14 protein-coding genes are annotated in these 13,095 nt (G+C 57.8%); 12 read left to right on the top strand and 2 right to left on the bottom strand.

Annotation, left to right across the window (positions count from 1 at the left end; genetic code table 11):
- Window positions 1–68: 68 nt before the first annotated feature.
- On the top strand, window positions 69–926 hold the full coding sequence (locus tag ACM6I0_RS28510) for a peptidoglycan DD-metalloendopeptidase family protein (protein WP_414923834.1): 858 nt from the start codon (window positions 69–71) through the stop codon (window positions 924–926).
- Window positions 927–1,031: 105 nt separating this feature from the next.
- Window positions 1,032–2,039 (top strand): RNA polymerase sigma factor RpoS, encoded by a 1,008-nt coding sequence (gene rpoS / locus ACM6I0_RS28515; RefSeq protein WP_056856224.1) that lies wholly within the window; start codon window positions 1,032–1,034, stop codon window positions 2,037–2,039.
- 473 nt (window positions 2,040–2,512) lie between these two features.
- On the opposite strand, the gene fdxA is transcribed toward rpoS, so the two are convergent.
- Together fdxA and mutS are read right to left on the bottom strand one after the other, a co-directional pair.
- Window positions 2,513–2,836 (bottom strand): ferredoxin FdxA, encoded by a 324-nt coding sequence (gene fdxA, locus ACM6I0_RS28520; RefSeq protein WP_285430333.1) that lies wholly within the window; start codon window positions 2,834–2,836, stop codon window positions 2,513–2,515.
- Window positions 2,837–2,977: 141 nt separating this feature from the next.
- Window positions 2,978–5,557: a DNA mismatch repair protein MutS gene (gene mutS, locus ACM6I0_RS28525; RefSeq protein WP_285430332.1), complete on the bottom strand. Its 2,580-nt coding sequence runs from the start codon at window positions 5,555–5,557 to the stop codon at window positions 2,978–2,980.
- Between the two features lie 200 nt (window positions 5,558–5,757).
- Between mutS and ACM6I0_RS28530 the strand changes: the two genes are divergently transcribed.
- From ACM6I0_RS28530 to ACM6I0_RS28575, 10 genes are all read left to right on the top strand, one after another.
- Window positions 5,758–6,492, top strand: coding sequence for a LexA family transcriptional regulator (locus tag ACM6I0_RS28530; protein WP_414923856.1), 735 nt, complete (start codon window positions 5,758–5,760; stop codon window positions 6,490–6,492).
- Between the two features lie 503 nt (window positions 6,493–6,995).
- Window positions 6,996–7,346, top strand: a complete 351-nt coding sequence (locus ACM6I0_RS28535) for a phage holin family protein (RefSeq protein WP_285430331.1) — start codon at window positions 6,996–6,998, stop codon at window positions 7,344–7,346.
- 46 nt (window positions 7,347–7,392) lie between these two features.
- Window positions 7,393–7,905, top strand: coding sequence for a hypothetical protein (locus tag ACM6I0_RS28540; protein ID WP_414923835.1), 513 nt, complete (start codon window positions 7,393–7,395; stop codon window positions 7,903–7,905).
- Window positions 7,906–7,908: 3 nt separating this feature from the next.
- A complete protein-coding gene (locus tag ACM6I0_RS28545) occupies window positions 7,909–8,520 on the top strand; it encodes a phage baseplate assembly protein V (protein ID WP_285430328.1) in 612 nt (203 codons plus the stop codon).
- Between the two features lie 10 nt (window positions 8,521–8,530).
- Window positions 8,531–8,863 (top strand): phage baseplate protein, encoded by a 333-nt coding sequence (locus ACM6I0_RS28550; RefSeq protein ID WP_414923836.1) that lies wholly within the window; start codon window positions 8,531–8,533, stop codon window positions 8,861–8,863.
- Window positions 8,860–9,855, top strand: coding sequence for a baseplate J/gp47 family protein (locus ACM6I0_RS28555; protein ID WP_285430326.1), 996 nt, complete (start codon window positions 8,860–8,862; stop codon window positions 9,853–9,855). The genes ACM6I0_RS28550 and ACM6I0_RS28555 overlap by 4 nt, the downstream gene beginning before the upstream one ends.
- Window positions 9,852–10,487, top strand: coding sequence for a phage tail protein I (locus tag ACM6I0_RS28560; protein ID WP_285430324.1), 636 nt, complete (start codon window positions 9,852–9,854; stop codon window positions 10,485–10,487). Before ACM6I0_RS28555 ends, ACM6I0_RS28560 begins: the two co-directional genes overlap by 4 nt.
- Entirely contained in the window at window positions 10,488–12,377 is a 1,890-nt protein-coding gene (locus ACM6I0_RS28565; RefSeq protein WP_285430323.1) for a phage tail protein, read from the top strand.
- Window position 12,378: 1 nt separating this feature from the next.
- Entirely contained in the window at window positions 12,379–12,807 is a 429-nt protein-coding gene (locus ACM6I0_RS28570; RefSeq protein ID WP_285430321.1) for a phage tail protein, read from the top strand.
- 100 nt (window positions 12,808–12,907) lie between these two features.
- Window positions 12,908–13,093 (top strand): hypothetical protein, encoded by a 186-nt coding sequence (locus tag ACM6I0_RS28575; protein ID WP_285430318.1) that lies wholly within the window; start codon window positions 12,908–12,910, stop codon window positions 13,091–13,093.
- The last annotated feature ends 2 nt before the right edge of the window (window positions 13,094–13,095 follow it).

The raw sequence follows: 13,095 nt of genomic DNA on the forward strand, positions 1-13,095 counted from the left end.
TATACTTGCGATATTTCGTGCCGGAACACGGCAATCCACATTTTCAGCCACCACAAAGGGAGCGGCGGGTGAGTCTCACAGTCATTGCGCAGCGTATGGGTACAAAGAGCTTTCAGCGCCTGGTGACTGGCCTCGTCTTGAGCACCTTGCTGGTCGGTTGCTCCAGTTCCAAAACGAGTGATGTTCGCGTGGTCGATCGCAACAACGCCGTTCCTCAGCGTCCGGTAGTGACCACGGGGCAGTACGTCGTTCGACCGAAAGACACGCTGTTCTCGATCGCTTTTCGCTACGGCTGGGACTACAAAGCCCTCGCCGCACGGAACAACATTCCTACGCCATATACGATCCATCCAGGTCAGACAATTCGCTTTGATGGTCGCACCGGTTCAACCCCGTCACCGGTGGAGAGTGCAACCGATTCAACGCCTTCGTCGTCGTTGAAAACCACGGTGATCCGACGTCAGGCGAATGGCACGACGACCAGTTCTGCGGTGGTTGCACCGTCCGTCGCCACCAAGCCGGCCCCCGCTCCGATGCCTCCTGCCGGCCCGGCCCCGACCGGCTGGGGATGGCCATCTAATGGCATTCTGATTGGAAAGTTCTCCTCAAACGGTAGTTTGAATAAAGGAATTGATATCGCCGGAGATTTGGGACAGCCTGTTTTAGCTGCGTCTGATGGGACGGTGGTATACGCCGGGAGTGGCTTAAGGGGCTACGGCGAATTAGTCATCATCAAACACAGCGACACCTACGTCAGTGCCTACGGACATAACCGCAGGCTGTTGGTTCGGGAGGGGCAGCAGGTCAAGGTCGGACAGACAATTGCCGAAATGGGGTCAACGGGTACAGACCGGGTGAAGCTGCATTTTGAGATTCGCCGACAAGGTAAACCTGTAGATCCGCTGCAGTTCCTGCCACGCCGTTGATTTGTTGCCAGCCTGTTCCGTCACGTAGAGGGGACAGGCTCCAGCGTTGCCAAGGATAAAGGCGCCGCTTGAGCTTGGGGTCGAACTCACCAAAGGACTATAACAATGGCTCTCAGTAAAGAAGTGCCGGAGTTTGACATCGACGATGAGGTTCTCCTTATGGAGACCGGCATCGGTACGGATTCGATGTCGAATGATGAAGGGGCTGCTCCACCTTCCGTTCGTGCCAAATCCAAACACTCCGCTTCGTTAAAGCAACACAAGTACATCGATTACACTCGGGCACTCGATGCCACGCAGCTGTACCTCAACGAAATCGGCTTTTCCCCATTGCTCTCTCCGGAAGAAGAAGTTCATTTTGCGCGCCTGTCGCAAAGTGGCGATCCTGCCGGGCGCAAGCGCATGATTGAAAGCAACCTGCGACTGGTGGTGAAAATCGCCCGGCGCTATGTCAATCGTGGGCTGTCACTGCTGGACCTGATCGAAGAGGGCAACCTCGGTCTGATCCGCGCAGTGGAGAAGTTCGATCCCGAGCGAGGCTTCCGCTTTTCGACCTACGCAACCTGGTGGATTCGTCAGACCATCGAGCGCGCGATCATGAATCAGACCCGGACCATCCGGTTGCCGATCCATGTGGTCAAAGAGCTCAACGTGTACCTGCGGGCTGCACGGGAGCTGACTCAAAAACTCGACCATGAACCCTCACCCGAAGAAATCGCCAACCTGCTGGAAAAACCAGTGGCAGAGGTCAAGCGCATGCTCGGCTTGAACGAGCGGGTTTCTTCGGTCGACGTCTCGCTGGGTCCGGATTCGGATAAAACCCTGCTGGACACCCTTACCGATGATCGTCCAACCGATCCATGTGAACTGCTGCAGGACGACGACCTGTCTCAGAGCATCGATCAATGGCTTTCGGAGCTCACCGACAAGCAACGCGAAGTGGTGGTACGTCGCTTCGGCTTGCGTGGCCACGAGAGCAGCACACTTGAAGACGTAGGCCTGGAGATTGGCCTGACCCGGGAACGGGTCAGACAGATTCAGGTGGAAGGCCTCAAGCGTCTTCGTGAGATTCTTGAGAAGAACGGCTTGTCGAGCGAGTCGCTGTTTCAATAAGCAATTGGCTCATACGGTCATAAAAGGCCCCGACTGGCTCGGGGTTTTTTATTGCCTGGACGGTGAGGGGGAGCGTCTCTGCTTTGTAGTATCTCGCTGTAAGTTTTCGCTTACTCTTTCGTAAGTGTTCACTATTTTTACAGGTTGGTAGTCGCCCATATTCCTACTGGCTTACAACTTATCTAATTGATTTATATAGATATATTATTGTGTTAACAGCATGTGACAAACGATTTTAGCGATCTGGGTCAATTGCGCTTGGTAGGGATTTCTCTAGTATCTGAACTGTGTCGACGGATCGACACGCCCTTCAAGGAAGGGGGGAATGGACATCGCAGGAAGCGATTCATCAGGACGATGAAAAGGAATACAGGGAATAGGGAAAAAATGTGGGCGGGTCAAACCGCCCCTTTTTTTGCCTGTAGAAAAGCAAAAAGGCCCACGAGGGGCCTTTTCCAGAACGCGTGGGAAGATCAGCGTTCGAGTTCTTTGATCTTGTCTTTCTTGCCATCCCACTCTTCAGCGTCCGGCAGCGGATCTTTCTTCTCGGTGATGTTGGGCCAGATTTCGGCCAACTCAACGTTCAGCTGAATGAATTGCTGCATATTTTCCGGAACTTCATCTTCGGAGAAGATGGCCACGGCAGGGCACTCTGGTTCGCACAGTGCGCAGTCGATGCACTCATCCGGGTGAATCACCAGGAAGTTCGGGCCTTCGTAAAAGCAGTCCACCGGACAGACTTCTACGCAGTCGGTGTACTTGCACTTGATGCAGTTGTCGGTGACGACGAAGGTCATTCTAATTTTCTCCTCAGGCGGCGGCAGCGGAGCCCCTTCACGTTGGGGTCGCCAGGTTTGGGAGCGATAGTCTGCAGGCCAGGCTATTAGCCAGCAGCATCCCAAACCGCGCGAGATTCTAACAGCTTGCAGGCAAGTGCGTTAGACCCGTGTCTTTAGTGTATAGAGCATTTCTAGTGCGCGACGCGGCGTCATGTCGTCCAGATCAAGTTTAGCCAGCTCATCGAGCACCGGATGCGGCAGACTGGCGAACATGTCGCTCTGCTGCGGCGCGGCCGGTTTGCCTTTGGCGGGTTTCGGCGCTTCATGGGGCAGTGCGGTCGCTTCCAGGCGGCCCAAGTGCTCACGAGCGCGCACAATCACTTCGCTTGGCACGCCTGCCAACTGCGCAACCGCCAGGCCGTAGCTTTGGCTGGCAGGGCCGGGCAGAACGTGGTGCAGGAACACGATGCGCTCGTTGTGCTCGGTGGCATTGAGGTGAACGTTGGCCACCAGCGGTTGCGCCTCTGGTAGCACCGTCAGCTCGAAGTAGTGGGTGGCGAACAGTGTGTAAGCGCGCAGATGCGCCAGACGCTCCGCCGCGGCCCAGGCCAGCGACAGGCCGTCGAAGGTGCTGGTGCCGCGTCCGACTTCGTCCATCAGCACCAGACTGCGTTCGGTGGCGTTGTGCAGAATGTTCGCGGTTTCGCTCATTTCGACCATGAAGGTCGACCGGCCACCCGCCAAGTCATCGCTGGAACCGATCCGGGTAAAGATCCGGTCCACCAGGGACAATTCGCAACTGGCCGCCGGCACGAAACTGCCGATGTGCGCCAGCAACACGATCAAAGCGGTCTGGCGCATATAAGTGGATTTACCGCCCATGTTCGGACCGGTAATCACCAGCATGCGCGTATTGTCGTCGAGGCTCAGGTCGTTGGCCACAAACGGCGTGGTCAGTACTTGCTCGACCACCGGGTGACGACCCTGGGTGATACGCATGCACGGCTCGTCAACGAAGCGCGGGCAGTTCAGGTCCAGGTTCAGCGCACGCTCGGCCAGGTTGCTCAGCACGTCCAGTTCGGCCAGCGCCGCGGCAGTATCCTGCAACGGTGGCAGTTGGGCGATCAGGTCTTCGAGCAGCGCTTCGTACAGCATCTTCTCGCGGGCCAGTGCACGGCTTTTGGCTGACAGTGCCTTGTCCTCGAACGCTTTCAGTTCCGGCGTAATGAAGCGTTCGGCACCTTTGAGCGTCTGGCGGCGAATGTAATCGGCCGGAGCCGACTCGGCCTGCTTGCTTGGCAGTTCGATGAAGTAGCCGTGAATGCGGTTGTAACCGACCTTTAAATGCGACAGGCCGGTGCGAGCCTTTTCCCGTGCTTCCAGATCAATCAGGAACTGCCCGGCGTTCTCGCTGAGCGATTGCAGATCATCGAGTTCGCTGTCGTAGCCGGTCTTCAACACGCCGCCGTCACGGATGACCGCAGGTGGGTTGTCGATGATGGCTTTTTCCAGCAGCGCCGCGAGTTCCGGGTAGGTGCTGGTGGTCTTCGCCAGTTGAATGATGTGCGGCGCTTCGAGTTCGGTCATCGCCACTTGCAGCTCTGGCAATGCACCGAGTGCATCGCGCAGACGCGCCAGGTCACGCGGACGGGCGTTACGCAAACCGATCCGCGCCAGAATCCGCTCGATATCGCCTATTTCCTTGAGTTGCGGTTGCAGTTTTTCGAAACGATAACCGTCGAGCAAGCAAGTGATCGATGTCTGGCGCGCCAGCAATACAGTGAGATCGCGCAGCGGACGGTTCAGCCAGCGAGTCAGCAAACGACTGCCCATGGCCGTCTGGCAGCGATCGACCACCGATTGCAGCGTATTGTCGCGACCGCCGGCCAGGTTGGTGTCCAGTTCCAGGTTGCGGCGGCTTGCGCCGTCCAGCACCACGGTGTCATCCAGCCGTTCATGGCGCAGGCTGCGAAGATGGGGCAGGGCGGTGCGCTGGGTTTCCTTGGCGTAACTGAGCAGGCAGCCGGCCGCGCCGATGGCCAGGGTCAGGTTCTCGCAACCGAAGCCTTTCAGGTCCTGGGTGGAGAACTGCTGGCAAAGACTTTTCAGCGCCGAGTCGCGCTCGAAATCCCACGGCGCACGGCGACGAACTCCACGACGTTTTTCCGCCGGCAAATCCTTCGGCCAGTCATCCGGGATCATCAGCTCCACCGGATTGACCCGCTCCAGCTCCGCCAGCAGGTTTTCCCAGCCTTTGATCTCCAGCACCGTGAAGTTGCCGCTGGTGATATCGAGCACAGCCAGGCCGAACAGACGCTCGTCACCCAGCACCGCCGCGATCAGGTTGTCCCGGCGCTCATCGAGCAGCGCTTCATCACTGACCGTCCCCGGCGTGATGATCCGCACCACCTGACGATCCACCGGACCTTTGCTGGTGGCCGGGTCGCCGACTTGCTCACAGATCACCACCGATTCGCCCAGCTTGACCAGTTTCGCCAGGTAACCTTCAGCCGCGTGGTAAGGAATCCCACACATCGGAATCGCCTGACCCGCCGATTGCCCACGGGCCGTCAGGGTGATGTCCAGCAACTTGGCGGCCTTCTTCGCGTCTTCGTAGAAGATCTCGTAGAAGTCGCCCATGCGGTAGAACATCAGCTGGTCGGGGTGCTGGTTCTTCAGGCGCCAGTACTGCTGCATCATTGGCGTGTGGGAGGACAGGTCGGAGAGGGCTTTATTCATCGGGAATTCAGGAAAACTCGTTCAAAGGTGTAGGGCAAAGGAAGGGGCGTCGGCCGGCTTTTGCGCAATGGGCGCAAGATTAACATGGGCAGTCCGCTCGACGCAGGCATGAACGCCTCGCCGGTCTTTTCGGTTGTCTATGCATGATTTATGCAAAACAGCATTTGTCTTCGTAAAAAAGATCAAGCACTATGCGCGTTATGCAAAAACGCAATGTTTCTACCGTCTTAAGAGCGCTGCTCGATCAGCACGGGATCTCCCCCACGGAGCTTCACCGTCGCACCGGCGTGCCTCAATCCACGCTCTCGCGGATCCTCAGCGGGAAGATCGTCGATCCTTCGGATAAACACATCTCGAAAATCGCCGAGTACTTCGCTGTGAGCACCGATCAGTTGCGTGGGCGCGCGGATGTCGCGACCACCGCCAATGCCGGGCGCGATCATTTGCATTCCGAACTCAAGGACATAAGTCTGTGGGACGACGACACGCCCGTCGATGACGACGAAGTGTCTGTCCCCTTTCTTCGCGAGGTTGAATTGGCTGCTGGATCAGGAAGATTCGTCATCGAAGAGAGCGAGCGCTCTAGCCTGCGCTTCGGCAAGCGCAGTCTGCGTCACAACGGTGTGCAGTTCGACCAGGCTAAATGCGTGACGGTGCGTGGCAACAGTATGCTGCCGGTGTTGCGCGATGGTGCCACTGTCGGGGTGAATGCCGGTAAGTGTGCGATTGGCGACATCGTCGATGGCGATCTTTATGCCATCAACCACAACGGCCAGTTACGGGTGAAACAACTGTACCGCCTGCCGACCGGCATTCGCCTGCGCAGCTTCAATCGCGATGAACACCCGGACGAGGACTACACCTTCCAGGAAATCCAGGAAGAGCAAATCGTCATCCTCGGTCACGTCTTCTGGTGGGGCATGTACGCCCGTTAACCTCATCACTGTCAGATAAAACCCGCCTTCGAGCGGGTTTTTTTTCGCCTTCCGAAAGCCATCAGCGCCTTTGTTATCAGGGTTCCCATGCGCCAGCGCAATTAAAATGCATGAATAAATGCATTTGTGCATTGACTGTATATGCATCCATGCATATTCTTTGTCTCAAGCCGCTCAACAAAGCAGCTCGAAACGAAGCTCTTTAGTTCCACTACAAAGGCAGCGATGAACCGGCCTCAACGGTTCAGAGGGTTGGCAACTGACCCGGGTGTGCAGCGTAAAGCACCAGAAGCAGTTATCCGGCGGGCAGGGACCGCGGTCGGAAGAACAATTCGAATGGACTCGTACCGCGCCAGTAGCGCCGAAAAGTCAGCAGGACCGCATTACTGAAAAGCCCGGAGTAATACCGGGCTTTTTGGAATGCCTACCTGTCGCCGATTTCTCAATCGGCACCGGCTCAAACACAAGTACATCACTCATCAATCACCCCCAGGAGGCGTGACATGACAAACGAGCAACAAGCGTTGCTGGACATGCCGATCTGGCTTGTCATCGTCCTCGCCCTGGTGGGCGGGGTGTCCGGCGAAATGTGGCGCGCCGACAAGGACGGCGCCCGAGGCTGGGCGCTGATGCGGCGTCTGGCGCTGCGTTCCGGGGCCTGCGTGATCTGCGGGGTCTCGGCAATCATGCTGCTGTACGCCGCCGGCGTGTCGATCTGGGCCGCCTGTGCGTTTGGTTGCCTGACGGCGATGGCCGGGGCGGACGTCGCGATTGGCCTTTATGAGCGCTGGGCGGCCAAGCGGATTGGTGTTTGCGACGTGCCGCCGCGCGATTCTCGCCCTGATCAACAGTGAGGCGACATCTCGAACCCTCACATTCAACTCTGACAGGAGGCCATTAATGCCGGTCGTCATCGAAAAACCTTCACAGCTGTTTTCCGCCATTGCCGAGGCATTGCGCATCGCCGTTCCCGGTTTGAATGTCGGGAGCCCTCACGATTTCGACAGCACAGATAATCTCGATTGGGTTTTGATTGCACTCCAGCACGATGCGCCGGGCAGTCGCGCCAATGACGGGCGCATTGCTCATGTGCTGACGGTTTCGCTGCACGTCGTGTCGCCCGTTTCCGGCCTGGCAGCCTGCGATCTGGGCAGCGAACTGAAAAACCTGGTCACTGATAACCGCTGGAAACTGCCCGGTGATCAGTGCGATCTGCCGTTGAACATCGATGGCATTGCCTCGACGTTCATCAGCGGCGCCCGGGAATACAGCACCTGGACCGTTTCATTTACCCAGACTTTGTACCTCGGGCCATTGCTGCAGGACGACCCCGTGGGCACGCCTAAATTTGCCCGGACCTGGGAAGTGTCGAACATCGACGATCCAGACCAATACCAGGCACTGGAGGGGTAATCCATGTTCGATGTCCTTATCAGTCAGCACCTGGGCCCAATCATCGAACGTCTGGCGCAGATGCAAACCGAGATTGAAGACCTGAATCGGCGTACCGACAGTCTCTGCCGGATCGGCGTGTGCGAGGAAGTCGATGCGGCCAGCAACACCTGCAGGGTTCGCCACGGTGAGCTACTGAGCCCCGCTATCAGATTCTTTAACCCGAGCGCCGGCGCACAAAGCGAGTCACGCATTCCCTCGGTTGGTGAGCAGTGTGTGCTGCTGAACCATGGCGGCGGCGATAGCAGCGGTCAGTCCGTTGCACTGTTCGGTCTCAATGGTGGTCAGTTTCCGCCGGCCTCAACGCAGGCTTCGCTGACGCGACGCCGCTATCAGGACGGCTCCGAAAGTGGCTACGACGACGCCAGTCACGCTCTGCACTGGCAAAACGGCCCAACAACGTTCACCGGCTCTCGCGAATCGCTCGAACTGAGCATCGGCGCAGCCCGGTTGGTCATGACGCCTAAGGCGATCCAACTGCAACTGGGCGCGAGCGGTTTACTGCTCGACGCATCCGGTGTGCACCTGAGCGGCCCCTTGGTGGATCACCAGGGTCGAGTCATTAGCACTGCCTAAAGAGTTTTCCATGATAGGAATCGATAGAAACACCGGCGCATCAGTCGATGACTGGCCGCAATTTGTGCAGCGCGCGACCCGAGCGTTGACCACGCCTTTGGGCACTCGTCAGAAACGTCCTTTATACGGCTCGTTGATCCCGAATCTCTTGGGCCAAAACCTCGGCGACGACGTGCTGATGCTTGCCCAAAGCCATGCGGCGCAAGCGTTTTACAACAAGCAGAACGGCATCGGTGATTTTCAACCGCAAATCATTGTCGCCAGCCGGCAGGGGGCGGGGTTGTTGCTGCGCTTCGCCGGCACCTGGAAAAACCGTCAACAAACCTTCGAGGTGGTGACATGAGTATGTTGATCCCAGGCCAAAACCAGTTGGCCGAGCCGGCCATCGTCACCGTCGAGGCGTTTGAGGACCTGCTCGCAGAGTTCAAGATCTTCGTCGTTGAATACGTCGGCGCCCGCTCTCCCGAGAGCGCGGCGAAGCTCAAGGACAGTCTGGAAAATGAGAGCGAATTGCTGACCCTGGCCCTCGAGGCCTTTTGTGTACGACTGCAAACCCACGAGCGCAAATACAACGCCCGAATCAAGCAAATGCTGGCGTGGTGGGCCACCGGCAGCAACCTCGATGCACGCTTGGCAGACATGGGCCTTGAGCGTCAATTGCTGGACCCGGGCGATCCTGCAGCGTTCCCGCCCGTCCCCGCGGTTTTTGAAAGTGACGACAATGCCCGGTTGCGTTATTACCTGGCGCCCCATGCCCCGGCGGCCGGTTCGCGAATGCAGTATCGCCGGGAAGTTTTCACCCTGGGTGAACGACCGGCGGTGACGGTCGAAACGGCGGAGGCGGGCGTGGTGACGGTCACGTACACCTTCAACCCTGACGGCTATGCCGCGCAGGTCAAGGATGGCAACGGGCGTCGCACTGCGCCTGGCGAAGTGATGGTCACTGTGTTGGCGCGGGAGGGCGATGGCACGCCGTCCGGCGATCTGCTTAACGGTGTTCGCCAGCATTTCGCCCGACCTGATGTGCGGCCCGAGACCGACCGGGTGACCGTCCAGGGCGCGCAAATCAAGACCTACAAAATACGCGTGGTGGCGAAAATCAACGCCGGTCCCGATTCCGGGCTGACCAAGGCCGCCGTGCAGCAGCAGCTGCAGGCGTATGCCGATTCCTGTCATCGCCTCGAAGGGCGAGTCGACCCGAGCTGGATCGACTACACGCTGCACAACGCCGGTGCGGTTCAGTTGCAAATCCTTGAACCGCTGGCGCCAATTGTGACGACAGCTTTCCAGGCGCCCTTTTGTACGGGGGTCGAGGTCGAGGTGGATACGTTATGAGTGACGACACACCTGGGCCGAGTCTGCTCCCGGCCAACAGTTCACCGCTGGAGAGGGCTCTAGACCTCGGGTTCGGCAGATTGCTTGAGCGCATTACGCTGCCGTTTCCAGCGTTGATGAACCCCGGCGAAACACCATTGGCGTTCTTGCCGTACCTCGGCGCGGATCGCGGTGTCAGCGAGTGGAGCTCCGAAGCACCCGAAGCGGAAAAGCGTTTAACGGTAGAGCTCGCCTGGGCCACCGCGCGGCAGGCAGGTACTCGCAAAGCACTGGAAAACGCCGCCAAAGGTTTGCAACTGCAACCCGACGTGCGCGCCTGGTACGAGCAATCGCCACCCGGTCAGCCTTACAGCTTTTCCGTCAGGGCTTTTACCGAACAGCCTTACAGCGAAGAAATCGATGCGCGTCTTGATCGACGCCTGGCGGACGCCAAAAGCGAACGCGACACCTTGAAAATCTCCGTCGGCCTGAGCGCCTTCGGTCATCACGTCATCGGCGCCGCCACCGTGTGCGGCGAGCTGGCCACGATTTATCCGATTGTCATCGAAGGGCTCGAAGCCTCGGGCCAGGCCTTTATGGCGGCCGGGCTCTACGCCGTCGAAACCTCCACTATTTATCCTCAGGGGTCCTAAATGGCCGACTATTACACCCTGCTTACCAATGCGGGGATTGCCTACGAAACTGCCTGCAAGGCGGCGGGCACACCGATCAAGCTGTCGCAGATTTCCGTCGGTGACGGCGGTGGTGCAGTTTACAACCCGGCGGCAACCGACACTGCGCTCAAGCGCGAAGTCTGGCGCGGGCCGCTCAATGCACTGTTCCAGGATGAGAAGAATCCGAGCTGGTTGCTGGCTGAAGTGACCATCCCTCCAGATGTTGGCGGCTGGTATGTGCGCGAGGCTGGAATCTGGACGGATACCGGGATTCTGTATGCCATCGTCAAATACCCGGAATCGTTCAAACCGGTTTTGGCGACGTCGGGATCGGGGAAGGAGTTTTACATTCGCTCGATTTTTGAGACCAGTAATGCGTCGTTGGTGACGTTGTTGATTGATGACACGGTGGTTAAGGCGACGCGTGCGTGGGTAATGGGTTATCTCGCCGATGAGTTGGCCAAGCTGGACGGCAAGCAATCGGTTCGCGTGGCCACCACGGAAAACATTGTATTGAGTGGCGCGCAGCAAATCGACGGCGTCGCGGTGCTGTCTGGACAGCGTGTGCTGGCGGTGGCGCAAACGGCAGCGAAAGATAACGGTATTTATGTCGCGGCTAACGGCGCGTGGGTACGTTCGGTCGATGCCAACACCAGCGCCAGGGTAACGCCGGGCCTGACGGTAATGGTCGAAGAGGGCGCTGCTAATGGGGGGGCTCTTTGGTACTTGGTCACGAACGGCCCGATAACGCTGGGTACTACTTCGCTGAGCTTTGAAATGCTCGCCGGCAGGACGGGAATTCAGGCAGGGACTTACAAGAGCCTGACGGTCGATAAGTACGGTCGTGCCACTGGCGGTACAAATCCGGAGACGCTGGCGGGGTTTGGCATCAAGGACACGTACACCAAGGCCGAGATTGAGGCGATGATTGCGAAGGCTTCTGCGTTGCCGGTGGGGACGATGGTGCCTTTCCCTACACAAAGCGTACCGCCTGGGTTCCTTGAAGTAGATAACAGCCTATTCAAAGACACTCTTTATCCTGATTTGGCGACGTATCTGAACCGCAAGTACAACTTGCCAGGTGATGCGACGGGTTACACCCGATTGCCTGAATCACGTGGCGAGTTCTTCCGGGGTTGGGATCATGGACGCGGGGTTGACCCCTCCCGTGATATTGGCAGCTGGCAGAAAGGCAGCATCGCGGCAATCGATACAAACGTGGCGGCTACCCAGGCAATTGCTTCCAACCTTGCTGATCATGGCGCTTCGAGAGTAAGGACAGGTTACGACAGTGGCGACATAGCACTCTACTCTGGCGTGACACTTGCGGGCGTAAGCCTGCAGGCAAATGTTCCGTTACCCGGAAATTCCGAAGGCACCTACGGCATTACCCGACCAAACAACCTCGCCGTGATGTGGTGCATCAAGGCCTGGAACGCGCCGATCAATCAGGGAAATATTGATGTCGCCGCGCTTGCTGCTTCTATCGTGCAGGCAACAGAGACAAGACAGGGAACTGCAAAAGTCGCGACTCAGGCCCAGGCTAACGAAGGCACGGATGACGCTACTATCGTAACGCCTAAAAAACTATGCCTTGGGTTTTCAGTCAGCCTTGCTGCGAATGGCTACATTGTTTTCCCTTCCTGGTTAGGCGGTTTGATGATTCAGTGGGGCGTCGCAATCATGCCGGGCACAACAGGCACCTTCAGCTATCCAATTGCGTTCAAAACCGCCATTTACCAAATACTTGCGACGGATGCCGGCAGCGGAGCTCACTCGCTTGGAGTGAGTCCCTTGTCACTGACAAGTTTCACTGCGTACGGCAACTTGGCTACGACAAATGTTCGATATCTGGCCATAGGTTCATAAGATGCGTTATTACAGCAAATCAACAGACAGCGTTTACTTGGATCGCGTACACGGCGCAATGCCAAATGATGTTGTGCCGCTTACTGAGGCGCGATATCTGGAAGTTATAGCGAACCCAAAACCTGGAAAAGTCAGAAGCCTCGATGCGGATGGCTTACCTATTTTGATTGACCCTCCCGCGCAGACGTTAGCCGTACGTTCAACGGTGGAGCGTGTGTGGCGCGACGAAGAGATCGAGCGCGTCAAATGGCTTCGGGAGCGCCATCGGGATCAACTGGATATTGGCCAAGAGCCGACGCTGACTCCCGAGCAGTTCAGCGAGCTTCTGTCCTATATCCGAAATCTGCGCGACTGGCCGCAATCTCCTGAGTTTCCCTCGGCTGATAGCCGCCCGACTCTATCTGTCCGGGTCTCGAAACAACCTCAATAACGCCCCGTTCAACCGGGGCGTTTTCTTATCTGCACAAACACCCAACGACAACCGAAAGCCCCAAACGAATGGGGCTTTTTCATATCTGGAGAAACGCAAAATGGCAGAACGCCAAACCTACACCGTCCTCGTCCCGTTCCCTGTCGGGCGTGGTCACTGGTCGACCGCTGGCCAAGAGCTCGACCTGCTCGACGTCGAAGCCAACGCGCTGCTAAGCGTCGGTCGCCTGGCGCTGAAGTCCACATCCACCCAGGCCGAATCGGCCGCTGCCAAGAAGGCTGAATAACC

The sequence above is a fragment of the Pseudomonas sp. IT-P294 genome (genome assembly GCF_949767865.1).
Lineage (GTDB): Bacteria > Pseudomonadota > Gammaproteobacteria > Pseudomonadales > Pseudomonadaceae > Aquipseudomonas.